This window comes from Leifsonia naganoensis (genome assembly GCF_013410615.1).
In the GTDB taxonomy this organism is placed as follows: Bacteria; Actinomycetota; Actinomycetes; order Actinomycetales; family Microbacteriaceae; genus Leifsonia; species Leifsonia aquatica.
In genome coordinates, this window is sequence record NZ_JACCHJ010000001.1 from 3,808,050 (window position 1) to 3,831,693 (window position 23,644).

At 71.2% G+C, this 23,644-nt stretch carries 22 protein-coding genes and 1 tRNA gene; 11 read left to right on the forward strand and 12 right to left on the reverse strand.

All coding sequences use genetic code 11. The features are described 5' to 3' along the window. The first annotated feature begins 23 nt into the window (after positions 1-23). The 3 genes from HNR14_RS21435 (at position 24) to HNR14_RS21440 (ending at position 4,625) form a co-directional block, all read left to right on the forward strand. On the forward strand, positions 24-2,693 hold the full coding sequence (locus HNR14_RS21435; protein WP_179702138.1) for a LuxR C-terminal-related transcriptional regulator: 2,670 nt from the start codon (positions 24-26) through the stop codon (positions 2,691-2,693). A 91-nt stretch (positions 2,694-2,784) separates the two neighbouring features. Beyond that, positions 2,785-3,354 (forward strand): DUF6790 family protein, encoded by a 570-nt coding sequence (locus HNR14_RS18350; RefSeq protein ID WP_179702139.1) that lies wholly within the window; start codon positions 2,785-2,787, stop codon positions 3,352-3,354. Between the two features lie 50 nt (positions 3,355-3,404). Continuing rightward, positions 3,405-4,625, forward strand: a complete 1,221-nt coding sequence (locus HNR14_RS21440) for a prolyl oligopeptidase family serine peptidase (protein ID WP_179702140.1) — start codon at positions 3,405-3,407, stop codon at positions 4,623-4,625. 10 nt (positions 4,626-4,635) lie between these two features. On the opposite strand, the gene HNR14_RS18360 is transcribed toward HNR14_RS21440, so the two are convergent. Genes HNR14_RS18360 through HNR14_RS18370 form a run of 3 tightly spaced genes read right to left on the reverse strand, consistent with a single transcriptional unit; the run spans position 4,636 to position 6,570 of the window. Continuing rightward, entirely contained in the window at positions 4,636-5,100 is a 465-nt protein-coding gene (locus tag HNR14_RS18360) for a phage tail protein (protein ID WP_179702141.1), read from the reverse strand. Between the two features lie 25 nt (positions 5,101-5,125). Then, positions 5,126-5,698 carry a DUF1697 domain-containing protein gene (locus HNR14_RS18365; protein WP_179702142.1) on the reverse strand — a complete coding sequence of 191 codons (573 nt, stop codon included), beginning with the start codon at positions 5,696-5,698 and terminating at the stop codon, positions 5,126-5,128. Then, complete coding sequence (locus tag HNR14_RS18370; RefSeq protein WP_179702143.1) at positions 5,695-6,570, reverse strand: helix-turn-helix domain-containing protein; 876 nt, start codon at positions 6,568-6,570, stop codon at positions 5,695-5,697. Before HNR14_RS18370 ends, HNR14_RS18365 begins: the two co-directional genes overlap by 4 nt. A gap of 128 nt (positions 6,571-6,698) precedes the next feature. On the opposite strand from HNR14_RS18370, the gene HNR14_RS18375 reads away from it, so the two are divergent. Beyond that, positions 6,699-7,733 carry an NAD-dependent epimerase/dehydratase family protein gene (locus tag HNR14_RS18375; protein WP_179702144.1) on the forward strand — a complete coding sequence of 345 codons (1,035 nt, stop codon included), beginning with the start codon at positions 6,699-6,701 and terminating at the stop codon, positions 7,731-7,733. 27 nt (positions 7,734-7,760) lie between these two features. Here the strand turns inward: HNR14_RS18375 and HNR14_RS18380 are convergent, their stop codons facing one another. Continuing rightward, positions 7,761-8,456, reverse strand: coding sequence for a hypothetical protein (locus HNR14_RS18380; protein ID WP_021761345.1), 696 nt, complete (start codon positions 8,454-8,456; stop codon positions 7,761-7,763). Positions 8,457-8,587: 131 nt separating this feature from the next. On the opposite strand from HNR14_RS18380, the gene HNR14_RS18385 reads away from it, so the two are divergent. Further along, entirely contained in the window at positions 8,588-9,901 is a 1,314-nt protein-coding gene (locus HNR14_RS18385; RefSeq protein WP_343064535.1) for an acyltransferase family protein, read from the forward strand. A gap of 20 nt (positions 9,902-9,921) precedes the next feature. Here the strand turns inward: HNR14_RS18385 and HNR14_RS18390 are convergent, their stop codons facing one another. Next, the gene (locus HNR14_RS18390; RefSeq protein WP_246311598.1) at positions 9,922-10,365 is read right to left on the reverse strand and encodes a RidA family protein; all 444 of its coding nucleotides are present in this window, start codon (positions 10,363-10,365) and stop codon (positions 9,922-9,924) included. A gap of 210 nt (positions 10,366-10,575) precedes the next feature. Between HNR14_RS18390 and HNR14_RS18395 the strand changes: the two genes are divergently transcribed. Next, positions 10,576-11,064 (forward strand): FBP domain-containing protein, encoded by a 489-nt coding sequence (locus HNR14_RS18395; RefSeq protein ID WP_179702145.1) that lies wholly within the window; start codon positions 10,576-10,578, stop codon positions 11,062-11,064. A gap of 22 nt (positions 11,065-11,086) precedes the next feature. Here HNR14_RS18395 and HNR14_RS18400 read toward each other — a convergent pair whose 3' ends face one another. From HNR14_RS18400 to HNR14_RS18420, 5 genes are all read right to left on the reverse strand, one after another. Continuing rightward, positions 11,087-11,929 (reverse strand): class II glutamine amidotransferase, encoded by an 843-nt coding sequence (locus HNR14_RS18400; protein WP_179702146.1) that lies wholly within the window; start codon positions 11,927-11,929, stop codon positions 11,087-11,089. A gap of 90 nt (positions 11,930-12,019) precedes the next feature. Further along, positions 12,020-12,520, reverse strand: coding sequence for a universal stress protein (locus tag HNR14_RS18405; protein ID WP_179702147.1), 501 nt, complete (start codon positions 12,518-12,520; stop codon positions 12,020-12,022). A gap of 13 nt (positions 12,521-12,533) precedes the next feature. Then, positions 12,534-12,959 carry a VOC family protein gene (locus tag HNR14_RS18410; RefSeq protein ID WP_021761359.1) on the reverse strand — a complete coding sequence of 142 codons (426 nt, stop codon included), beginning with the start codon at positions 12,957-12,959 and terminating at the stop codon, positions 12,534-12,536. A gap of 72 nt (positions 12,960-13,031) precedes the next feature. Continuing rightward, entirely contained in the window at positions 13,032-14,102 is a 1,071-nt protein-coding gene (locus tag HNR14_RS18415) for a zinc-ribbon domain-containing protein (protein WP_179702148.1), read from the reverse strand. 38 nt (positions 14,103-14,140) lie between these two features. Continuing rightward, positions 14,141-14,896, reverse strand: a complete 756-nt coding sequence (locus tag HNR14_RS18420) for a DUF1295 domain-containing protein (protein ID WP_179702149.1) — start codon at positions 14,894-14,896, stop codon at positions 14,141-14,143. Positions 14,897-15,192: 296 nt separating this feature from the next. Between HNR14_RS18420 and HNR14_RS18425 the strand changes: the two genes are divergently transcribed. Beyond that, entirely contained in the window at positions 15,193-16,779 is a 1,587-nt protein-coding gene (locus HNR14_RS18425) for an ABC-F family ATP-binding cassette domain-containing protein (protein ID WP_179702150.1), read from the forward strand. 72 nt (positions 16,780-16,851) lie between these two features. On the opposite strand, the gene HNR14_RS18430 is transcribed toward HNR14_RS18425, so the two are convergent. Both HNR14_RS18430 and HNR14_RS18435 read right to left on the reverse strand, forming a co-directional pair. After that, positions 16,852-16,924, reverse strand: a tRNA-Val gene (locus HNR14_RS18430). A 41-nt stretch (positions 16,925-16,965) separates the two neighbouring features. Next, positions 16,966-17,439, reverse strand: coding sequence for a peroxiredoxin (locus HNR14_RS18435; RefSeq protein ID WP_021763792.1), 474 nt, complete (start codon positions 17,437-17,439; stop codon positions 16,966-16,968). A 225-nt stretch (positions 17,440-17,664) separates the two neighbouring features. Here HNR14_RS18435 and aceE point away from each other — a divergent pair, with 225 nt between their 5' ends. From aceE to HNR14_RS18455, 4 genes are all read left to right on the forward strand, one after another. Continuing rightward, a complete protein-coding gene (gene aceE / locus HNR14_RS18440) occupies positions 17,665-20,391 on the forward strand; it encodes a pyruvate dehydrogenase (acetyl-transferring), homodimeric type (RefSeq protein ID WP_179702151.1) in 2,727 nt (908 codons plus the stop codon). An 8-nt stretch (positions 20,392-20,399) separates the two neighbouring features. After that, the gene (locus HNR14_RS18445; RefSeq protein ID WP_179702152.1) at positions 20,400-21,608 is read left to right on the forward strand and encodes a helix-turn-helix domain-containing protein; all 1,209 of its coding nucleotides are present in this window, start codon (positions 20,400-20,402) and stop codon (positions 21,606-21,608) included. 87 nt (positions 21,609-21,695) lie between these two features. Beyond that, entirely contained in the window at positions 21,696-22,616 is a 921-nt protein-coding gene (locus HNR14_RS18450) for an acyltransferase domain-containing protein (protein ID WP_179702153.1), read from the forward strand. A 10-nt stretch (positions 22,617-22,626) separates the two neighbouring features. Beyond that, a complete protein-coding gene (locus tag HNR14_RS18455; RefSeq protein ID WP_179702154.1) occupies positions 22,627-23,631 on the forward strand; it encodes a beta-ketoacyl-ACP synthase III in 1,005 nt (334 codons plus the stop codon). Positions 23,632-23,644 lie beyond the last annotated feature (13 nt).

Genomic DNA, 23,644 nt, shown 5'->3' on the forward strand with positions numbered 1-23,644 from the left:
GATGACAGCGGCGGAGGGCACGCGTGCACTGGTCGGCGGGGATCGAGGCGACGGTCGACGACGCGGTCGCGCGCGCGACAGCGGGCATCCCGACCGTTCTCGACATCGAAGGGCAGGCCGGCTTCGGCAAGACCCAGCTCGCCCGCACGGTCGCCCAGCGGGTCCCCGCCGGAGCCGTGGTGCGGGCGACCGCGTACGAGGACACGCAGAGCGACCCGCTCGGTCTGCTCGAACAGCTCGGCGTCGAGACTGCGGGCCTGCCGTCGAACGCGCTGAGTGCCTCCCGGGCCCTCGGCGCCCACCTCGATGCGCTCGCCGGGGACTCTCCCCTCGTCGTCGTGCTGGACGACCTGCACTGGGCCGACCCCGAGTCGCTCGACGCCGTCGGCGTCCTCATGGAGCGCATGGCCGGCGACCGCGTGCTCCTGGTCGCCGCCCACCGCCCCGACGGTGCACGCCACGCGCGCTGGCGCTCGCGGCTCGCGGACATCCCGTCCGTCGTCGGCGTCGTGGTCGACGGGCTCGACGACGACGCGACCCTGGAGCTGATCCGGGAGGCCGCACCCGACGCGGGTCCGGGGCTGGCCCGGGCCCTCCGCGCGCACACCGGTGGCAGCCCGCTGTTCCTGCGCTCCCTGCTACACGAGCATGACGCGGCCGAGCTCGCGGTGCTCGCGGAGCGGAACGAGCTCCCGGCGTCGAGCGACCTCATCGCCACGATGGGCGAGCGGCTCGCCCGGCTCGATCCCGACGCGGTGGCCGCGCTCAGCGCGATCGCGGTGCTCGGCGGCGACGGGGCGGAGCCGTTCGTCCTCAGCGCGGTCGCCGACGTGCCCGACATCGGGCCGGCCCTCGACCTCCTGACGCGCGAGCGGCTGGTGGTCACCGATCGCACCGGCCCGACGCCACGGGCCCGCATCTTCCACGGTGTGGTGCGGGCCGCGGTCTACGACAACATCCCGCCCGCCACGCGCGAGCGGATGCACGCCGCCGCAGCGGCACGCGTCCCGTCGCCCGGCGACCGCCTGCGGCATCGGGTCGCGGCCGCCCGCGGATCCGATGACGGACTCGCGGCCGACCTGCGGATGTTCGCCGACGCACTCCACGAGCGCCTGCGGTACCGCGAGGCCGCGCGATTCCGCCGGTACGCCGCCCGCATGGCCGCCGGACCCGAGGATGCCGAGACGGACACGTTCGCGGCCGACTTCGAGTCGATCCTCGCCCTCGATCTGGAGGACGTCAGCGTGCGGCAGGACGACGTGAGCCTCGAGCCCCGGGCCCGGTTCCTCATCGGCGCGACGCTCGCCGCCGAGAAGCGCTTCGTCGCCTCGAGCGACGTGCTCGAGACCCTGACGGAGGAGGAGCTCGCCGCCGTCGACCCGCTGACGGCGTACCGCGCCCGGGTGCTGCGCGCCTGGTCGACGGTCGCGGCGGGGCGGTCGCCGCAGCGCGCGCTCCACGATCTCGACGCGGCGAAGGAGGGCCCCGTCACCGACCCGGCCGTGCAGGGATACTTCGGTCTCGCCCACGGGCAGGCGGCGCAGCGCGCGGCTCCGGTCGACGAGCGCATGTCCATCCCCTCGCTCCTCTCCGTCGACCGGGCGCAGCTGGCCTCCACCCCCCTCGGGACGGTCAGGCTCGCGTGGCGTGGCGCGGTGATGTCGCTGACCGGGATGCCGGAGCAGGCGATCGGGGACCTCGGTCTCGTCACCTCCCGCTTCGGGGACGGGCTGATGGACTTCGGCGACGGTGTGTTCCATGCGCTGCAGGGGTTCGCCCACTTCGTCAACGGGCAATGGCCCCGCGCCGCGATGATGATCGATCTCTCGCGCGCCGGGAGGCTGCGCCACGCGGCGCCGCTGACCGCGGCGATCGAGCCGTTGGCCGGGGTCGTCGCGGGTGATCCCGAGCGGGTCGGCGCAGCACTCGCGGAGGCCCGGCGCATCCGCGTCGCGGGCCCGCAGCCGGCCGCCGTGCACGCCGGGGACATCGTCGACGTGCTCGCGCTCGCCTTCGCGGGGACGGACGCCCAGCGGGCCGCCTGGCTCGAAGGCCGCATCCACGACCTCGGCGATCCCGCGGATTGGGCCGACGAGCAGGTCCCCCACCTCTGGTACGTCGCTCAGGCGATCGGGGCGGGATGGGCCGGTCGGCCGGGGGACGCACCCGGCTGGGCACACCTCCTGCGCACCGTGGATCCGCCGCCGTGGTCCGGTGTCGTCGCCGATTGGCTGGAGGCGCGCGTCGACGAGTCGCCCACCGGTACCGCGCGGCTGCTGGAGGTCGCCGCGCGCGGCATCCCGTCGCTTCCCGCGATCGACGCGCTCCTGCGATTCGACGTCGCCGTCCGCACTGCGGAGGACTCCAGCGGCCGGGAGTCCCGCCGCGCGGCGGACATGGCGTTGCGTGAGATGGGGGCCGACCTCCTGGCAGACCGGCTTCCCAGCGGCGCCGGACACGACGCGGGCACGGAACGGGAGGCGGCGTCCGCACCCTCGCTCTTCGCCGACCTGAGCGAGCGCGAGCGGGAGGTCGCGGCCCTGATCCTGGAGGGCCTCAGCTACACGCAAGTCGCGAAGGAGCTGTTCATCACCCGGTCGACCGTCTCGTTCCACCTCTCGCGGATCTACGCGAAGACGGGCACCGCCTCCCGGCACGAACTGGTGGAGGCCGCACGCCGCAGCGGGGACTAGGCGCAGGACTGTGCACTTCGTACAGTCGGCCTCGACGGCGCGCTGGGAAGACTGGATGCATCATCCCGCTCCCCGTCCCGGAAGGACTCCCATGATCGCGCACATCATCGCCGGACTCATCGGCAACTACATGACCACCCTCTTCGTCGTCGGCCTCATCGTGGCCCTGATCCGTGTGCTCGCGCACCGCGGCCCCCGCAGCGCCGAGTTCATCAGCGGCACGTCCCTGAACTCCTTCGTGATCTGGGCCGTCGGCGTCGCGCAGACCGTCAACTTCGTCATGCACTCCGTGTTCGGCGACTACGCCGCGAAGACGATCGGCTGGGCGCAGAGCCCCTTCCAGTGGGAGCTCGCCGTCAGCAGCCTCGGCGTCGGCGTGATGGCGTTCATCCTCGGCCGACGGAAGGCCCCCTTCATCGGCAAGGCCGCCATCGTGCTGGCGACAGTCATCTTCGGGCTCGGCGCTGCCGGCGGCCACGTTTACCAGATGATCGTCAACCACGACTACGCCGCCAACAACACCGGCCTGCTCCTGATCTCCGACATCGTCATCAACCTGATCGGCCTCGCCTTCGTGATCTGGCACGCCGTCGCGACCAACCGCGAGACCGACACCACCGACGCCGAACTCGTCCGGACCGACGCCGTCCGCAGCGCCTGACCGCCGACTCCAACCGACTCAATCCGACGCCCCGACCTGGAAGGACCCCCGTGAAGCACTCCATCGCCCCCTTCTCCCCCGACCCCGACCACGACTTCGAGATCCGCACCGCCCTCGGGCTGGCCGCGGAAGGCAGCACCGAGCCCGGCGAGGTGCTCGCTGCGACCGCCGGCATTCGCAAAGGCCACCACGAAGCGTGGTTCGCCGCGTGGAACGACCTCGCGACCCGGACGGCAGCCGTGGCCGAGGAGGCGGCGCAGGCCGGTCACCGCGTCAGCGCCGCCGAGGCCTCCCTCCGCGCCTCCACCTACTTCGGCGTCGCGGTCAACGCGCTCAGCGGCCTGCCGGACTCCGACGACCTCGTCGCCACCTTCCGCAAGCAGCGTGCGGCGTGGGAATCGTTCGTGTCCCACTCGTCGACGCGAGTGGAGCGCGTCGACATCCCGTTCGGTCTAGGCTCGCTGCCCGGCTACCTCTTCCGGCCGTCGCAGGATGCGCAGCCGACCGGCGCCACGCTGGTCGCCGTCAACGGGAGCGACGGATCGCTCGCCACCCTCTGGGCGACCTGCGTGTCACCGGCACTGAAGCGGGGCTGGAACGTGCTGGTCTTCGACGGGCCGGGCCAGCAGTCGCAGCTGTTCGAGCGCAACACCTTCTTCCGCTCGGACTGGGAGAACGTGCTCACCCCCGTCTACGACTTCGTCGCACGCCAGCAGGGCGTCGACCCGTCGCGGATCGCCCTCTACGGCATCAGCCAGGCCGGCTACTGGGTGACGCGCGCCCTCGTCTTCGAGCACCGATTCGCGGCGGCGATCGCCGACCCGGGCGTCGTCGACGTGTCGACGTCCTGGACGGGCCACCTCCCGAAACCGCTGCTGAAGGCGCTCGACGACGGCGAGACCGAGAAGTTCGACAAGGAGATGGCGCTGGGGCTGACGTTCGCCGGCGACACCGCCCGCACCTGGCAGTTCCGCGCCCGGCCCTACGGGACGAAAGGCTACGCCGAGACCATCGAGGCCGTGCGCACGTACCGCGTCACCGAGGAGCAGGCCCGGCAGATCACCACGCCCCTGTTCATCACCGACCCGGAGGGCGAGCAGTTCTGGCCCGGTCAGTCGGAGCAGCTGGCGCAGTGGACCGCGGGGGTCTCGACCCTCTCCCGCTTCACCGCGGCGGAAGGAGCCGACGGCCACTGCGAGCCGCTCGCCCGCACCGTGACGGCGCAGCGGATGCTGGACTGGCTCGATACCCGGGTCGCCGCATCCCGCTGACGCGATCCGGTCAGTACTCGCCCTTGATGACGAAGAACGAGCCGCGGATCTCCCCGGCGAGCTTCGACTTCTGCCGGGCGAACTTGAAACGCTCGGCGAGCTCGGCCGGCACCTCCATGCCCTGCGAGAGCTTGAACCCGACCGCGCGCTTGCCCGCCGGGTCGAGCGCGTACATCACGTTGATCGCGAGGCCGGACTCGTAGAACACGTAGTCCATCCGCAGCCCGTCGACCTCGAACGTCGTCGCCTGCAGCGGCCGGGAGGCGATGTGGATGTCGCGCTCCTCGGCGAGCACGCGGGTCAGCCGCTCGACCGCCTCCGTCTCCTCCTCGGCCGGGCCGACCGCGAAGTCGTGGTCGTACTTGTTCTTGTAGTAGCGCGCCTCGTTGGCGCGCAGCCCCGCCAGCGCCTCCGCCACCGGGCTGGACTCCAGCCCCGCCGTGGACACGTTCACGAAATCGACGATCTCCCGCATGAGGCCTCCCAGCCGTCCGTTCCCCTCACGATAGCCGTCCGTCCGCGCCCGGCTCCTCCTGCCCGTCCAGCTTCTGGAGGAGGCGGGTCGTGGTCTTCCACGACCGGACGGTCATCGACTGGAACACCGGCATCGCCATCAACCGGGTGATGCGCGTCCTCGTGGCGAGGGCGGCGACCCGCGAGAAGTAGAGGGCGCCCGGTCCGGGGGCGACGGCATCCACGCCCTCCCTCAGCTCCGGAAGCTGGGCGAGGACCTCCTCGGCTGTCAGCGGCCGCTTGAGGAAGAACACCTCGCTCCGGAGTTCGGCGGAGCCGTGATCGCGCGGAGCCGCGGCGACCGTCGCGGCGAGTTCGTCGTGCGACCGGACGAGCGTGGGGATGGCGAAGCCGAAGCGTTCCGCGAGCCCGGTCTCCAGCGCCTCCTCCAGTCGTTCCGGTGGGGTGGACGGCGCGGTGAACAGCACGTTCCCACTCGCCGAGTGGGTACTCACGTCCGCGTTCCCGAGCTCCTCGACGAGTGCGGCCAGCTCCGTCATGTCGACGGCATTGCGCCCGCCGACGTTGATCCCGCGGAGCAGCGCGACGTACGCGGTCACCGGGCCCGGCCCTCCCGCTCGACAGTGGAGGCCGGGTCGGCCGCCTCCGCGGCTCCCGCCTGCAGGGACCCGAGCAAGGCGAGCTTCTCCGCCGCCTCCGCAGTGGCAGGGTGGTACAGCACGAGCACCAGGCCGTCGGTCCCCGTCACCTGCAGCTTCTCGCGGTGCACGCTGAGAGCACCGACGACGGGATGCTCGAACGTCAGCGTGCCGCCCTGCCGCTCGCGGACGTCGTGGCGGCTCCACAGCCGACGGAACGTCGGGCTGGCGATCGACAGCTCGCCGACCAGCTCGACCACGCGCGCGTCGTCGGCGTCCGCTCCGACCGAGCGGCGGAACCCGGCGATCAGAACCGCCGACGCCGCCTCCCAATCGGGGAACAACGCCTGCTCGGCCGGGTCGAGGAAGACGTCGCGCATCCGGTTGCGGCCCGCGACGAGCCGCGGCGAGAGCGCCGTGGCGAGCGCGTTCGCGGCCAGCACGTCGAGGTACCGCCCCTCCACGAACGCGGGGAACGGCAGCTGCGGCACCAGGGAGGCGATGCCCGTCGGCAGCGTCTCGGCGCGCGGCCGCCGCGGACGACGCGGCCGCTCGTCGGCCCGGACGAGACCCAGGAGGTGCGCGGTGGCCTCCTCGTCGAGCTGCAGCACGCGCGCGACCGACCGGAGCACCTGACCCGACGGGTTGCGATCGCGTCCCTGCTCGAGCCGCAGGTAGTACTCGGCGCTGATGCCGGCGAGCATCGCGACCTCCTCCCGCCGCAGCCCCGCCACACGCCGGGTGCCGTGCACCGGGATGCCCACCGTCTCGGGCGAGACCAGCTCGCGCCGCGCACGGAGGAACTCCCCCAACAGGTTCTGCTCGCCGTCCATGCGCCCACGCTACCCACCGCGCGTCCCGCTGTGCCTGTTCCTGCCGGTACCAGTGTCACGGGAGCACTGGCTCGTGTGCGGGCGGAGGACGACGATCGGACGGTCAGCACTCCACGAAGGGAAACACCATGTCGACCCAGCGCGTCCTCGTCACCGGCGGCTCCGGCTTCATCGCCGGTCACATCATCCTGCAGCTCCTCGACGCGGGCGCGTCCGTCCGGGCGACCCTCCGCTCACTCGACCGCGAGCCCGAGGTGAGGAGGGTGCTCCGCGACGCCGGCCTGACCCGCGACGACGCCCTCGAGTTCGTGGCGGCCGATCTGCTCGCCGACGCGGGATGGGCGGATGCGATGAGCGGCGTCGACGGCGTGCTCCACGTCGCGTCGCCCGTGCACCTCGGCCCGGTCGAGGACGAGGAGGAGGTCATCGCTCCCGCACGGGAGGGGACCCTCCGCGCCCTCCGGGCGGCCCGGGATGCGGGAGTGTCGCGCGTCGTCGTGACCTCGGCGTTCCACGCCGTCGGCTTCGGCCACCCCCCGCTCGACCGCGCCTTCACCGAGGACGACTGGTCGGTGCTCGACGGCCCGGGAATGGACGCCTACGGCCGCAGCAAGGTGCTCGCCGAGCGCGCGGCCTGGGAGTTCATCGCCGCGGAAGGCGGGAGCACCGAGCTGGTGACGATGCTGCCGGTCGCGGTCGTCGGCCCGCTCCTCGGCGACGGGCTCTCGGGCGCCAACCACCTGGTCCACCGCGTGCTGACCGGCGAGCTGCCGGGCTACCCCGACTTCGCGGTGCCGTTCGTGGATGTGCGGGACGTCGCCGCCGCCCACATCGCCGCCCTCACGGCGGACGACGCAGCTGGTGAGCGCTTCCTGCTCACCAGCCAGGAGGATGCGGTCCCCCTCGCCGACGTCGGAGCCGAACTGCGCTCCGCGCTCGGCGACCGCGCCCCGAAGGTGCCGACGGCGCTCCTCCCCTCCGACGCGGTCCGCGCGGCGGCCGAGGCCAACGCGGGGATGCGTCCGATGGCCGCCGAGCTGGGCTACCGCAAGAAGGTCTCGAGCGAGAAGGCGCGCCGCCTCCTGGGCTTCCGCCCGCGCACCTGGCAGGAGGCCGTGGCGGCCGCCGGCGAGAGCATGCTCGCGCACGGCCTCGGCGACTGAACCCCGCGGTCGCGCGCGTCGCCCCGCTCAGCCGATGAGCGAGACGGCCCGCGCGATCACCAGGGCGAGCAGCACGAAGCCCGAGAACGACTCCAGCGCCATCAGCAGCTTCGCCCGGTGCGAGAGCGGCATCGCATCCGTCGCGCTGAAAGCCATCGAGTTCGACAGTGAGCTGTAGAAGTAGTCGATGTAATTGGGCACCCAGTCGAGGCTCTGGCTCGACCCGCGAGACACCTCCTCCACCGTGTCGCGGTCCTCGTCCTGCGGGAACCGGAAGTCCGCCAGCGGCAGGGCGTGGCGCGCCCGGGTCACGCGGGAGACCGGGCCGCCGCGGTCCATGACCCAGAAGACGAGGGCGAACGCGATGACGTTCGTCACCCAGACCTGCACGGAGGCGAGCAGGATCTCCGAGCCGTTGCCGCTCTTGTTCAGGAGGCGGATGACGGTCTCGACGAACGCCACCTGGTTCGCCACCAGGATGAGCAGCGCCAGCGCGAACTCCAGCCAGCGCGACCACCGCGACTCGCGGGACAGCCGATGCGGGTTGTAGACGACCAGCGCCACCAGCATCAGCAGGCACACCCCGACGACCAGGTACCGCTCGAGCGCGGGCACCACGCTCGGCAGGAAGGCATAGGAGGCGAGCGCGAGGAGCGTCGCGATCACGGCGGGCCAGCGGTGCTCCGGCGCGACGTCGCGCGCTCTGCTGTCGTCTTCGTCCACCCGCCGACCTTACGCCGAACCGGCATCGCACCGTGCGCGGAACACGGTGCGCGGTTCCGTGGCAGCACGGTGCCAGGGGTTCCGGACCGCCTCATAGGCTGACGCGAACGACCCTGAACCTGGAGGCCGCCGTGATCAGAACCGCCGCATCGACCCGTCCCCGCCGTTCCCGTCCCGCCGCCCCCGACCTGGCCGGCCGCGACCTCGCCGTCGACGGGGTGCGCGTATTCTGCGTGCTGATGGTGGTCGTGGCGCACCTGCTCATGGTGGGTGTCGGCGTGGATGCCTCAGGCGCACTGACGATCAGCAAGCCGGTGACCGAGCAGAGCTGGTTCCCCCTCGCCACGTGGTTCGGGCAGGTGATGCCGCTGTTCTTCGTGCTCGGCGGCTTCGCCTCGTTGACCGCGTGGCGGTCCTCCCAGCGCCGGGGCGCCACCGGGTCGGACTACGTGCGCAGCCGCCTCGTCCGCCTGATGCGCCCGACGGTGCCGGTCTTCGCGTTCTTCTCGGTCGTCATCATCGGCGCCCTGGCCGCCGGAGCGCCCGCGTCGCTGGTCGCCGGGGTCGCTCAGGGGGTCGGCACGCCGCTCTGGTTTCTCGCGGCGTACCTGCTCTGCCAGTGGTGCGTGCCGCTGATGGCGCGGCTGCACGAGCGTGCGCCGCTGCGGACGCTCGTGGCCCTCGCCGCCAGTGCCATGCTCGTCGACGCCCTGCGCGTGGCGACGGGGGTCGAGGCCATCGGGCTGGTGAACGTGCTCTTCGTGTGGGTGTTCGTCCAGCAGCTCGGCTTCCTGTACGCCGACGGCGTGGTGCTGCGGGCCTCCCGCGGCGTGCTCGTCGGAATCGCGGCCGCCGCCCTCGCACTCCTCGGAGCGGGCGTCGCCACCGGCCTCTACTCCCCCGACATGCTGACCAATCAGTACCCGCCACTGTTCGCGCTCGGGCTGCTCGGGATCGCGCAGCTGTGCGTGCTCGCCCTGCTCCATCCGGCGCTCACCGCCCTGATGCGCACGCGAGCGGCGCGCGCCCTGACGTTCGCGGTCGGCAGCCGGCTCATGACCGTCTACCTCTGGCACCTGACCTGCATCATCGCGGTGACGGGGATCTGCCTGCTGCTGCCGTTGCCCCTGCCTGCGCCCGGCAGCGCCGCGTGGTGGGAGACGCGGCCGTTGGTCCTCGCCGCCGCCCTCGTGCTCGTCGCGGCGCTCTCGCTGGTGCTGGCGCGCTTCGAGCGGGCACCGCAAGCGGATCCGTCGCGCACCCGTCGCCCCGCGACCTGGCGCGTCCAGGTCGCGGTGCTGCTCGCCGCGACCCCGCCCTTCCTCATCATGTGCCTCGGCTTGGACGGCGTCCTGGCGGTGCTCGGGCTTATCGGCGCGGTCGGTGCCCTCCTGCTGTGCCGTTCCGGGCGCGTCACCGCGCCCTCCCTCAGCTCACGGGCGTAGACCGCCGACCGGCCGCTCGTTCAGCCGCGCAGCACGGCCACCGCGTCGATCTCGACGAGGGCGCCGGGATTCGCGGGGGCGACGGCGAGCACGGTCACGGCCGTGCGGTGGTCGCCCCAGACCGTCCGGGTGGCCGCGTACGCGTCGGTCGGGTCGATCGACGGGTCGAGGTGGATGGTGAGCTTCACGACGTACTCCGGGCCGGAGCCGGCGGCGTCGAGCACGGTGAGCACGTTGCGGAGTGCCTGCTCCGTCTGCGGGCCGAGGCCGTCGCGGAGGACGCCGTCGCCGTCGATGCCGTTCTGGCCGCCGACGTAGAGGGTGGGTCCGGCGGGGGCGATCATCCCCTGGGCGAAGGCCGAGCTGCGGACGAGGGCGGGCGGGTCGACAGGTGTGGGGAGCGCGGACATTCTGGTGAGTCCCTTCTCTCGATCGTTCTGGTCGATCGTTCTGGTGCCGGTCATCCTCCTCCCGGCCGCCGACAGCGGCCAGGCTCGGGGCGTAGACTTGCGGTCGTGTCTTCCACTCCTCCCCTTCGGCCCATCGGGCGTCTGGAGGTCGTCGGCGCTCTCAGCGCCGGCGTGAGATAACCCTGTCCCCCACTCGGTGACCCCGGGTGCGCCGTTCCGCGCACCCGTTTTCAGGACAGAATTCTCGACACGATAGGCCTACCCATGCATCCCATCTCCGACGCGCGCATCCGCGCGTCCTTCGTCAACGCATCCGTCCGCGAGCGCAAAGAGCTCGCCCTCCCCGACCTCGACGCGGTCGCCTGGGACGACATCGATTTCCTCGGCTGGCGCGACCGCAAGCTCCCGAACGTCGGCTACGTCGTCGCCGAGATCGACGGCGAGCCCGTCGGCGTGCTGCTGCGCCGCGCCGAGGGCTCCGTCCGCTCGCGCCCGCAGTGCTCGTGGTGCGAAGACGTCCACCTCCCCAACGAGGTCGTCTTCTTCATCGCGAAGCGCGCGGGCAAGGCCGGGCGCGACGGAAACACCGTCGGCACGCTCGTGTGCTCGGCCTTCGAATGCTCGGTGAACGCGCGCAAGCGCCCGGCGACCGCCTACATCGGCTTCGATGTGGAGGCGGCGCGCCGGCAGCGCATCGAGACCCTCCGCGAGCGGGTCGACGCGTTCGTGCGGCGCGTGCTCGGCGACGCCTGAGTCGCGCACCGCGCCCCCGCGCTCACTCGCCGTCGTCGAGGAAGTGTTCGTGGCGGTAGCCGGAGTCGTCCAGGATGGCGACGGTCGACTCCGGCACCTCCACGAATGCGCCGGGCAGGTCGTTCAGCGGTTCCGAGACGATGACCTTCGCGTGGTCTCCGAACAGGTGCAGCCGATCCGCATCCGGGTACATCTGGCGCAGCTCGGGGATGGCGGCCGAGTGGAAGAGCGTGCGGGTGCGGTGCGCCGTCGAGTAGCGGAAGGCCCAGAGGGTCGCCCCGTCGGAGAGGGCGATCGTCCCCTGCATCGGGAACGCGACCCCCTTCTCCTCGCCGACCTTCTCGATCTGCCGCACGGCGCGTCCCATCGCACCGATCGGGTCCTCCTCCAGACCGAGCGTGAGGGCGAGGTAGAACAGCACCTCGGAGTCGGTTGTCCCCCGGATCTCGGTGTAGAGGGACGGGTCGACCGCGAAGGTCAGGTCGCGCTTCATCGCCTCGAAGCCGCCGAGGAACCCGTTGTGCATGAACATCCAGTTCCCGTGGCGGAACGGGTGGCAGTTCGTGCGCTGGATGGGCGGCCCCGCGGCGGCGCGCACGTGCCCGAAGAAGATCGGGCTGGCGATCGAGTCGGTCAGCTCCCGCAGGTTCTCGTCGTGCCAGGCGGGCTCGATGCTGTGGAACAGGGCGGGCACGCTCCCGGCGACGGAGCCTTCCGGGTACCACCCGAAGCCGAACCCGTCGCCGTTCACGGTCTCCGCTCCGAGCGGCGAGTTGAGGGACTGGGCGACCAGCGAATGCTGTGCGTCCAGGATGAGGACGGAGGGCTTGAGGGGTTCTCCGGAGTACGCGAGCCAACGGCACATTGCGACCACCTCCCGGTCGGGTCGGCTCGACCATAGCCCCGGCCCGGTGCTCGCGGGAATGCCCGGCATCGGATGCGGCGGAAGTCCGGGTCAGCCCAGGAGGTCTCCGCCGGAGCCCGCGGGGACGGGGATCACGACGACGGGCCGCTGCTGGTCGTGCGCCAGCCGCGTCGCCACCGATCCCGACAGCAGCCCCTCGACGGCGCGACCGAAGCCGTGTGGATGCGCTCCGACCACGATGAGCCGCGCATCCACCTCGGTCGCCAGGCGGGCCAGCGCGTGCCGGGGGTCGCCGGCGAGCACCCGGAGGGTCCATTCGGGCGCATCCGGGCCGAGCGCGTCGCCGACCGACCCGGCCAGCGCCAGCGCGATCGCGTGATCGTCGGAATCCATCCCGGCCGGATGCAGTGAGCCCTGGTCGCGGCCGTCGGCGGGATCCCATTCCTCGAGATAACTGTCGGCGGCGACCGTCGCGCAGAGCAGCGCGCGCCCCAGCTCGGCGGCGAGGGCCGCCGCCTCCTGGACGACGACGCGATGCTGCCCGGAGTGCACGCCCACGACGACCGGGCCCGCTGCGGAGGCGGAGGTCACGATGCGGTCTCGCTCAGCTCTGCGCGGGGGCTGCTCCCGCGATGTTCACGAGCCACTGCGTGCCGAACTTGTCGATCGCCATCCCGAAGCTGTCGCCCCACGGCGCCTTCGAGAGGGGCTCGAGGACGGTGCCGCCGTCGACGAGCTTGTCGTAGTAGCCGGTCAGCTCCGCCTCGTCGTCGCCGCTGAGCGAGATCGAGATCGTGGAGCCCGGCTTGAGGTCCATGTGGGACGGCACATCGGCGGCCATCAGCGTGAAGCCGGCCGTGGTCGTGATCTGCGAGTGCATGATCCACTCGGCTTCGGAGGGCTCCTGGCTGACCTGGAACTCGGCGAACGTGCTGCGGGTGACCTCGCCGCCGAACACCGAGGCGTAGAAGTCCATCGCCTCCCGGGCCTGGCCGCGGAAGTTGAGGTAGGGGTTGAGCGTCGATGACATCGGGATCTCCTTCGTCCGTCCGGTTCGCCTCCCAGGGTAGCCAGCGGGGCGCCCGTGCACGAGGGCGGAGTTTCAGCGCCGGTAGGCGGCGACGAGCAGCTCGCCGCGGATCTCGCCGAGCCTGTCCAGGATGCGGTCGACGATCGTCGCCGAGACTCCCCCGGCGACGATGTCGTACGGCCCGAGCGGCCGAAGCTTTCCGCAGCGCACGCGCACGACCTCCCAGCCCGCGGCGCGGAGCAGGCGGTCCTTGGTACGGTCGGACGCCTCCCGGGGCCCGACGTGCTCCAGACCGTGCCGGCCGGTGGTGTCGTACTCGATCGCCACCTGCAGCTCCGGGATGAGGATGTCGGGCCAGACCTCCAGATGCGAGTGGAACGGGCGCGCCACCCGCACCGCGTTGCGGCTCAGATCGACGTCGAGGCGCTCGGCGAGCCGCTGCTTCAGTTCGGGCTCGGCGGCGGAGGCCGGGGTCGGGGCGAACCGGCTGTGGAAGGCGGTGCCCACCGGCAGCTGCCCCGCGCCCTCCTTCGCGTGCCGGCACACCGGGCAGCGGCGGCCGTCGATGATGCGCTCGATGCTCGCGCGGAACGCGGGATGCCCCTTCGCGCATTGCCAGGAGTGAGTCGCCGTCGAGCTGTTCTCGTTCGACACCGCGACGCGCGAGCCCGGGGCGGCGAGGGCGACGAGCTGCTCGCGGGTCATGCTCGTGCGATCGAGGCGGCGGCAGAGCCAGCAGCGGTCGTCGTCCGGGTCGTGCTCCAGCCGGCGCGGATCCCGCGGATGCCCGCAGAGGTGGGGGCGCGCCTCCGGGTCGGCGGCCGGCCGCACGCGCCGGGGAGCCGCGGCCTCCGAGCAGAACGGGCACCAGGCGGACCGCCGCCGGGTTCCGCCCGGCCGTGCCCGCTGCTCCGCCGGCGTCGCGATGAACTGGTGCCCGGAGTCGCACTCCCACAGCAGATAGACGTCCGCCCCGGGTGGCACCTGCGTCAGCACGATGCCGTGGTTGAGGTCGGGATGGTACTGGCGCACGAGCGTGGGATAGCGCTCCCAGTCGGGCCGGTAGCGGCCGACGGCGTAGGGCACGGCGGTCCCCTTGGACCACTGGCGGCGCGCCCACCACTGCTCGACGTTCTCCGGCACGCGGCCACCTTACGGGCGGCCACCGTCATCCGGACCCGTCAGAGCACGTACGGCAGCAGAGCGCGGCGGTCGGCCGGATAGTCCGGGAAGGTGTCGCGGTACCAGCGGTGGTTCGCCATCGCCCGCGGCGCGAGGTTCGCGATCGTGTACAGGGCGAAGGAGGCTCCCGCCAGCGACCAGGTGGCGACCGCCCAGCCCGTCCACTCCACGATCTCGCCCAGGTAGTTCGGGCTCGACACGAGGCGGAAGCCGCCGCCGTGCGGGATGCGGTAGCCGCTCGACCCGTCGCCGCGCAGCCTCCGGAGGATGCGGTCGGAGGAGACGTTCAGCAGGTACCCGACCGCGAACAGCACAACGCCGATCCAGAACCGCGGGTCCGCCAGCCACGCGACGGGATAGGACCCGTACTCGGAGATCCAACGCGCGTTCACCCACGCGTTGAGCAGGTTGAACAGGATGGCGAGCAGCATCACCGCGACCGGCATCCTCGAGCCCGACCGCATCAGCAGCGGGTAGATGAACGCGCGCTGCACGTAGTGCGCCTGCCAGAGCAGCAGGAAGAGCAGCGGCACGAGCTCGCCGCGGTGCGCCCCCAGCAGGTAGAAGACGAGGAACAGGATCGACGCGGGCGCCTCCATGACGACCCAGCCGACCCGTGCCGGAACCGTCGGTCCCCAGCCGGTGCGGCCGTGCCGCCCGCCGTACGGCGCGACGATGAAGCAGAGCGCCACGAACGTGACGGCGGCGAGAACGAACTCGGCGTAGACGAACCAGCGGTACGCTCCCTCGGGCATGCCGCGAGTCTAGCGAGGGCCGCCTGTTACGCTGGAGGGATGGAGATCGAGGTCGACAGACTGTAGCCACCGGTACGCCGGTGGCTTCCACCCGCGGGAGGGCTGCTCCCGCGTCGGTGACCGCCCCTCCCCGGGCCGGCACACCGAGATCGCGTCCGCCTGTTCCGGCGTCGACCGTCTCATCCTGTGCGCCCCGTCGTCCCGCGTCAGCGTGCTGTGCGTCCCTCCCGTCGTCGTACGCATCCTCGATCCTTTCGCCCGCCGCACGCCCGCGGGCAGCGCAGAGAGATTCCTCCATGTCCATGAAACCCTCCATCACCCTGCACGACGTCGCCCTCGACTGGCCGGACGGCGTCGTTGCGCTCTCGGGCGTGACCGGAACGTTCACACCCGGTCGCACCGGCCTGGTCGGCCGCAACGGCGCAGGAAAGTCGACGCTGCTCCGTCTGATCGCCGGTCTCGTCACTCCCACCACCGGTCGCATCGATATCGCAGGCGAGGTCGGCTACCTTCCGCAGACCCTGACCCTGAGCAGCGACACGACCGTCGCCGGCCTGCTCGGCATCGACCGCATCCTCGCAGCGATCGCCGCCGTCGAGGGAGGCGATCCCGATCCCGTGAATTTCGACACCATCGGCGACGACTGGGACATCGAATCGCGCGCGGATGAAGCCCTGCACCGCATCGGGTTCTCCGCCGCCGACCTGGACCGGCGGGTCGCGGAACTCTCGGGAGGGCAGACGATGCTGATCGCTCTGACCGGGCTCCGACTGGCGCGTGCTCCGATCACCCTCCTCGACGAACCCACGAACAACCTCGATCGCCCCACTCGTGCGCTGCTCGGCGAGCTCGTGGACGAGTGGCCCGGCACCGTGGTCGTCGTCAGCCACGACCTCGAGCTGCTGGAGCGGATGGACACCACCGTCGAGCTGCACTCCGGTCGGCTGCAGTCGTTCGGCGGCCCGTACAGCGCGTGGAAGGCGCATCGGGAGGGCGAGCAGGCGGCTGCTCTGCAGGCCGCACGGTCCGCGCAGCAGGCGCTGAAGGTCGAGAAGCGGCAGCGTGCGGAGGCCGAGGTGAAACTCGCCCGCCGGGAACGCACCGGCGCCAAGACGCAACGCGACGGCGGCATCCCGAAGATCCTGGCGGGCGCACGTGCGAGCAAGGCGCAGGCGTCGGCGGGTGCACTGCGCGGGACCCATGACGAGAAGGTCCAGAGTGCTCAGGCGGCCGTGGACGCGGCGGACGCCCGCGTGCGCGACGACGAGCACATTCACCTCGTCCTCCCGGACCCGGACGTGCCGCGCGGTCGCCGGATCGCCGAGTTCCGTGACGCTGACAGGAACGTCGTCGTGCAGGGACCCGAGCGCGTCGCGCTCGTGGGGCCGAACGGCTCGGGCAAGACGACCCTGATCGAACGAATGCTCGGCCACAAGCCTTCGGCGTCCGCACGAGTGGAGGCCGAACTCCTCACGGATCGCGTCGGCTACCTCCCGCAACGGCTCGACAACGTGGACGACGACGCGAGCGCCATCGACAACGTGCGCGCCGTCGCTCCACGTTCGACCGTCGGCGACATCCGCAACCAGTTGGCGCGCCTGCTGCTGCGCGGCGGTGCCCCGGATCGTCCCGTACGCACGCTGTCGGGTGGTGAGCGGTTCCGCGTCGCTCTGGCCCGCGTGCTGTTGGCCGACCCGCCCGCACAGCTCCTCGTGCTCGACGAGCCGACGAACAACCTCGACATCGCCAGCGTCGAGCAGCTCGCGGAGGCGCTCGACGCCTACCGGGGCGCCCTGCTCGTCGTCAGCCACGACGAGTCGTTCCTCGCGCGGATCGGCATCGATGTGACGATCGAGCTGGATGCTGACGGCCGGATGACCTGACATTCGTGCCGAATGTCGGGAAAACCCGGCGCATTCTCGACATTCGGCACAAATGTCGGGAGGTGGAATCGGTGGGCCCTGCCGGGATCGAACCGACGACATCCACGGTGTAAACGTGGCGCTCTACCAGCTGAGCTAAAGGCCCTGGTGCCGGTCCAGCCTAGCGGGAGGCGGCCGGCGGCGGCGTCAGCCGACGTGGACGGGCAGCAGCTCCAGTGCGGCGCGGTAGGCCTCGATCGAGCGGGCCTCGCCGGGGGCGGTGATGAAGGAGGCGCGGATGATGCCGGACTCGTCGATGAGGAAGGTCGCGCGGTTCGCGAAGCCCTTCTCAGCCAGGAACACGCCGTACTCCTTGGCGATCTCGCCGTGCGGCCAGAAGTCGGCGAGGAGGCTGAAGTCGTAGCCCTCCTGCTCGGCCCACGCGCGCAGCGTGAACTTGGAGTCGACCGAGATGCCGAGCAGCTCGACGCGGTGGTCGTCGAAGAGGGCGAGGTTGTCGCGCAGGGCGCAGAGCTCGCCGGTGCAGGTGCCGGAGAACGCGAGCGGGAAGAAGACCAGCGCGACCGCCTTGCGGCCGCGGAAGTCGGAGAGCCGCACGGGCTGTCCGTGCTGGTTGAGGAGCTCGAAGTCGGGAGCCTGGGTGTCGTTCTCCAGAGCCATGAGGTGTGTGTCGTCCTTTCATCGCCTGCGTCGCTCTCGCAGCGGCAGAGCCTCGCGCCGGCGCACGAGGAGACAGCCTAGACCCGTCCGCTCCGAGTGCCAAGGACGCGGTCACGGGGAGGGGCGGAGTGAGGCTAGGCTGAACGATGGTGCCCGCTCGTTTGTCGTGAACCGACAGCGGTGCGAGCCGTCCACGATCCATCCGACACAAGAAAGAGGTCGAGGGTGACTGTAAACGACCAGGACCCGTACTCGGTGAACAACATCGACTCGGACCCGGAGGAGACCGCCGAATGGCAGGAATCCCTCGACGCACTGGTTGCGGCTCACGGCCACGAGCGCGCTCGTGAGATCATGCTGAGCCTGCTCAAGCGCTCCAAAGAACTGCACCTCGGTGTTCCGATGGTCCCCACCACGGACTACATCAACACCATCTCTCCCGAGAACGAGCCGGAGTTCCCCGGCGACGAGGAGATCGAGCGCCGCTACCGTGCGTGGATCCGCTGGAACGCGGCCATCCTCGTGCACCGCGCGCAGCGCCCCGGCATCGCCGTCGGCGGCCACATCTCGACCTACGCGTCGAGCGCGGCCCTCTACGAGGTCGGGTTCAACCACTTCTTCCGCGGCCAGGACCACCCCGGCGGCGGAGACCAGATCTTCATCCAGGGCCACGCCTCCCCCGGCACCTACGCCCGCGCGTTCCTCGAGGGCCGACTCAGCGCCGACCAGCTCGACGGATTCCGCCAGGAGAAGTCGCACGCCGGCGGCGGCCTGTCGTCGTACCCGCACCCGCGCCTCATGCCGGAGTTCTGGCAGTTCCCGACGGTGTCGATGGGTCTCGGCCCGATCAACGCGATCTACCAGGCGCAGCTCAACAAGTACGTCACCAACCGCGGCATCAAGGACGCCTCCGACCAGCACGTCTGGGCGTTCCTCGGCGACGGCGAGATGGACGAGGTCGAGTCGCGCGGTCAGCTGCAGGTCGCGGCGAACGAGAAGCTCGACAACCTGACCTTCGTCATCAACGCCAACCTCCAGCGCCTCGACGGCCCGGTGCGCGGCAACGGCAAGATCATCCAGGAGCTCGAGAGCTACTTCCGCGGTGCGGGCTGGAACGTCATCAAGGTCATCTGGGGCCGCGAGTGGGACGACCTGCTCGCCCGCGACGCCGACGGCGCGCTCGTCAACCTGATGAACCAGACGCCGGACGGCGACTACCAGACCTACAAGACCGAGAACGGCGCCTACGTGCGGGAGAACTTCTTCGGTCGCGACCCGCGCACCCTGAAGCTCGTCGAGGACTACACCGACGACCAGGTGTGGGGCCTCAAGCGCGGCGGCCACGACTACCGCAAGGTCTACGCGGCCTTCAAGGCGGCCGTCGAGCACAAGGGCCAGCCCACCGTCATCATCGCGAAGACCATCAAGGGCTACGGCCTCGGTCCGAGCTTCGAGGGCCGCAACGCGACCCACCAGATGAAGAAGATGACGCTGGACAACCTCAAGACGTTCCGCGACGCGATGCGCATCCCGGTGACGGACGCGCAGCTCGAGGAGAACCCGTACCTGCCCCCGTACTACAACCCGGGACCGCAGGACGAGGCCATCCAGTACCTGCACGACCGCCGTCGCGCGCTCGGCGGCTACCTGCCGGAGCGCCGCGCCAAGTACACGCAGCTCAACCTCCCGGACGACTCCGCGTACGCGATCGCCAAGAAGGGCTCCGGCACGCAGGAGATCGCCACCACCATGGCGTTCGTCCGCCTGCTGAAGGACCTGCTGCGTGCGAAGGACTTCGGACACCGCATCGTCCCGATCATCCCGGACGAGGCGCGCACCTTCGGCATGGACGCGTTCTTCCCGAACGCGAAGATCTACAACCCGAACGGCCAGCACTACACGTCGGTCGACCGCGAGCTGCTCCTGGCCTACAAGGAGAGCCCGCAGGGCCAGATCATCCACGTCGGCATCAACGAGGCGGGCGCCCTCGCGGCGTTCACCAACGTCGGCACCTCGTACGCGACGCAGGGCGAGCCGCTCATCCCGGTCTACGTCTTCTACTCGATGTTCGGGTTCCAGCGCACCGGCGACGCGATCTGGGCGGCAGGCGACCAGATGGCGCGCGGCTTCATGATCGGCGCGACCGCCGGCCGCACCACCCTCACGGGTGAGGGCCTGCAACACGCCGACGGCCACTCGCTGCTGCTCTCGTCGACGAACCCCGCGGTCCTGTCGTACGACCCGGCCTACGGCTACGAGATCGGGCACATCGTGCGCGCCGGCCTCGAGCGCATGTACGGCGGCAACCACCCCGACCCGAACGTCATGTACTACCTGACGGTCTACAACGAGCCGATCGTGCAGCCGGCCGAGCCCGAGGGCGTGGATGTGGACGGCATCGTCCGCGGCATCCACAAGCTCAGCGCGTCCGACGTGGCCGGGCCCAAGGCCCAGCTGCTCGCCTCCGGCGTCTCGGTGCCGTGGGCGCTCGAGGCCCAGCACCTGCTCGCGCAGGACTGGGGAGTGTCGGCCGACGTGTGGAGCGTCACCTCGTGGGGCGAGCTGCGCCGCGACGGCCTGGCGGCGGAGGAGCACAACTTCCTCTACCCGCAGCAGGAGAAGCAGGTGCCGTACGTCACCCGCAAGCTCGAGGGCTCCGACGGCCCGTTCGTCGCGGTCACCGACTACATGCACGCGGTGCCGGACCAGATCCGTCAGTTCGTGCCCGGTGAGTACGCCACGCTCGGCGCCGACGGCTTCGGCTTCTCGGACACCCGCGCGGCCGCCCGCCGGTTCTTCAAGATCGACGGTCCGTCGCTCGTCGTCCGCACCCTCGAGCTGCTCGCAGCCCGGGGCCAGGTGGACCCGAACGCGCCGGCCTGGGCGATCGAGAAGTACCTGCTGCACGACGTGAACGCCGGCACCACCGGCTCCGCGGGCGGCGAGTCCTGACGACTCCCGTGCCGAGTTCAGTCGAGAGGACCAAGGCCGAGACCCTTGCGTGGCTGCGCAAGATCTCGGGCGAGCTCGCCACGACCACGCTCAAGCGGCTCGAGGACACGCTCCCCTGGTACCGCGACATGCCGCCCGGCCGCCGCAGCGCGGTCGGGCTGGTCGCGCAGGCGGGCATCTCGTCGTTCATCTCGTGGTTCGACGACCCGCGCTCGACGCCCTGGATCGCGGCCGACGTCTTCGGGGCGGCTCCTCGTGAGCTGCTCCGGAGCGTCAGCCTCCAGCAGACTCTCCAGCTCATCAAGATCACCGTCGAGGTGGTCGAGGAGCGCGTGAAGGTCGGCGGCGGGGAGGCGCTGCGGGAGGCGATCCTGCTCTACTCGCGCGAGATCGCGTTCGCCGCGGCCGATGTCTACGCGCGCGCCGCCGAGGCCCGCGGGCTGTGGGACGCGCGCCTGGAGGCCCTCGTGGTCGACAGCATCCTCACCGGCGAGTACGACGACGAGCTGCCGAGCCGGATCGCCGCGCTCGGCTGGCACGGTCACGGCGAGGTCAGCGTGCTCGTCGGCACCGCGCCCCGCATGCTCGACGTCGACCAGCTGCGGCGCACCGCCCGGCACATGTCGGCGGACGTGCTCATCGGCGTGCAAGGCAACCGGCTCGTCCTGGTGATCGGCCGCGCCTGGCCGAGCGACAGCGTTCCCGAGGACGCGATCGGCGCGACGCCGGCCGTCAGCTTCCTCGAGATCGCCCAGCAGCTGGAGCCCGAGTTCGGCGCCGGTCATCTGGTGCTCGGTCACGAGGTGGCGAGCCTCGTGGACGCGTCCAAAAGCGCGAAGGCCGCCCTGGCCGGGTTCGCCGTGGCGAAGGCGTGGCGCAACTGCCCCCGCCCCGTGCACGCCGACGACCTCCTGCCTGAGCGCGCCCTCGCGGGCGACGGTCTCGCGCGCACGACCCTGATCAGCCGCATCTACCGGCCGCTCCAGGCGCACTCGACCGAGCTGCTCACCACGCTGTGGTGCTACCTCGACAACGGGCGCTCCCTGGAGGCGACGGCTCGCGAGCTGTTCGTCCACCCGAACACCGTCCGCTACCGCCTGAAGCGCGTCTCGGACGTCATCGGCTGGGATGCGACGGGAGCCCGCGAGGCGCTCATCCTGCAGGCCGCGCTCATCGTCGGCTCGATCAACGAGCCGGAAGCGTCGCGTCGCACCTGAGTCTTTGTAGACTTCCACAGAGCTTCGTTCGATACTTCGTATCCATTCGACACATCCGCACGGCGGAAGATTGGCAGACTTAGTCAAGTGATTGTGATCGTGTGCCCGGGCCAGGGCTCCCAGACCCCCGGCTTCCTCGACCCCTGGTTGACGGAGACGGCCTTCCGCGACCAGCTGACCGGCATCTCCGACGCGGTCGGCATCGACCTCGTCGCGCACGGCACGGTGAGCGACGTGGACACCATCCGCGACACCGCGGTGGCGCAGCCGCTCATCGTCTCGGCCGGACTGCTGACGCTGTCGGCGCTCCTGGCCGACGGCCGCCGCGAGAAGGTCGGCGGGATCGCCGGGCACTCGGTCGGCGAGCTGACGGCTGCCGCCGGCGCGGGCGTCCTGAGCGAGACGGACGCCGTGGCGTTCGTCCGTGAGCGCGGTGCTGCCATGGCCCGCGCGGCCGCCGAGACCCCGACGGGGATGAGCGCCGTGATCGGAGCCGATGAGGCAGAGCTGCTCGCGCAGCTCGAGACCCTCGGCCTCTCCCCCGCCAACTACAACGGCGGCGGCCAGATCGTCGTCGCGGGCGCCCTCGACGCGCTCGCGGCCCTGAGCGAGAACCCGCCGGCCCGTGCCCGCGTCATCCCGCTCCAGGTCGCCGGTGCATTCCACACGCGGTACATGGCCCCGGCCGTGCCCGTGCTGGAGCAGTTCGCCTCCACCCTGTCCACGCAGGACCCCACGCTGCCGCTCTGGACGAACAAGGACGGCTCCCGCGTCACCGACGGCGCCGAATTCCTCCGCCTGCTGGTGGGCCAGGTCTCCTCGCCCGTCCGCTGGGACCTCACCATGCAGTCGTTCCAGGAGGCCGGCGTGACCGGCATCATCGAGGTCGCCCCGGCCGGCGCCCTCGTCGGGCTCGCGAAGCGCGGCCTCAAGGGCGTGCCGAGCGTCGCCATCAAGACGCCCGACGACCTGCCCGCCGCGTTCGACCTCATCGACCAGGCCGCCTAGGAGGACCCGGATGACCCACCCCACTCTGCAGCAGTCCCACGGCCCGCAGTACACTCGCATCCTCTCGATCGGCGCGGCCCGCGGCGACCGCGTGGTGCCCAACGACGATCTCGTCGGCCCGATCAACTCGTCGGACGAGTGGATCCGCCAGCGGACCGGCATCATCACGCGCACCCGCGCCAGCCATGACATCGGCGCGGTCGACCTCGCGACCGAGGCGTCGAAGGAGGCCATCGCGAAGTCGGGCGTCGACCCGAAGCTGATCGACGCGGTCATCGTCGCCACGATCTCCAACCCGCGCCAGACGCCCTCGCTGGCCGCCGTGCTCGCCGACCGCGTCGGCGCCAACCCCGCCGCCGCGTACGACATGAACGCCGCCTGCGCCGGCTACGCCTACGGCATCGCCCAGGCCGACGCCCTCATCCGCACCGGCGTCGCGCACTACGCCCTCGTCGTGGGTGCCGAGAAGCTCTCCGACGTCGTCGACCCGACCGACCGCACCATCTCGTTCCTCCTGGGCGACGGCGCGGGCGCGGTCGTGGTGGGCCCGAGCGAGTACCCCGGCATCTCGAAGACGATCTGGGGCTCCGACGGCTCGAAGGCCGACGCGGTCGGGATGGACAACACGCTCACCGAGTTCCGCGACGGCGAGAAGCCGTGGCCGACCCTACGCCAGGAGGGCCAGACGGTCTTCCGCTGGGCCGTGTGGGAGATGGCGAAGGTGGCCAAGGAGGCGCTCGACGCCGCCGGCGTGACCCCCGACCAGCTCGCCGCGTTCATCCCGCACCAGGCGAACATGCGGATCGTGGACGAGTTCGCCAAGCAGCTCAAGCTGCCCGAGACGGTCGCGATCGCCCGTGACATCGAGACGACGGGCAACACGTCCGCCGCCTCCATCCCCCTCGCCACGCACCGGCTCCTCCAGGAGCACCCGGAGCTGTCCGGCGGTCTCGCGCTGCAGATCGGCTTCGGTGCCGGTCTGGTCTTCGGCGCGCAGGTCGTCGTACTGCCGTAGGCCCTGCCCTAGA

Excerpts from the sequence above, each read along its gene's own strand:
- HNR14_RS18375 (WP_179702144.1), top strand. The coding sequence starts at position 6,699 with ATGTCGACCCAGCGCGTCCTCGTCACCGGCGGCTCCGGCTTCATCGCC.
- HNR14_RS18390 (WP_246311598.1), bottom strand. The coding sequence starts at position 10,365 with ATGACCGGCACCAGAACGATCGACCAGAACGATCGAGAGAAGGGACTC.
- HNR14_RS18455 (WP_179702154.1), top strand. The coding sequence starts at position 22,627 with ATGACCCACCCCACTCTGCAGCAGTCCCACGGCCCGCAGTACACTCGC.
- HNR14_RS18400 (WP_179702146.1), bottom strand. The coding sequence starts at position 11,929 with ATGTGCCGTTGGCTCGCGTACTCCGGAGAACCCCTCAAGCCCTCCGTC.
- HNR14_RS18360 (WP_179702141.1), bottom strand. The coding sequence starts at position 5,100 with ATGCGGGAGATCGTCGATTTCGTGAACGTGTCCACGGCGGGGCTGGAG.
- HNR14_RS18395 (WP_179702145.1), top strand. The coding sequence starts at position 10,576 with ATGCATCCCATCTCCGACGCGCGCATCCGCGCGTCCTTCGTCAACGCA.
- HNR14_RS18435 (WP_021763792.1), bottom strand. The coding sequence starts at position 17,439 with ATGGCTCTGGAGAACGACACCCAGGCTCCCGACTTCGAGCTCCTCAAC.
- HNR14_RS18410 (WP_021761359.1), bottom strand. The coding sequence starts at position 12,959 with ATGTCATCGACGCTCAACCCCTACCTCAACTTCCGCGGCCAGGCCCGG.
- HNR14_RS18420 (WP_179702149.1), bottom strand. The coding sequence starts at position 14,896 with ATGCCCGAGGGAGCGTACCGCTGGTTCGTCTACGCCGAGTTCGTTCTC.
- HNR14_RS18370 (WP_179702143.1), bottom strand. The coding sequence starts at position 6,570 with ATGGACGGCGAGCAGAACCTGTTGGGGGAGTTCCTCCGTGCGCGGCGC.
- HNR14_RS18425 (WP_179702150.1), top strand. The coding sequence starts at position 15,193 with ATGTCCATGAAACCCTCCATCACCCTGCACGACGTCGCCCTCGACTGG.
- HNR14_RS18350 (WP_179702139.1), top strand. The coding sequence starts at position 2,785 with ATGATCGCGCACATCATCGCCGGACTCATCGGCAACTACATGACCACC.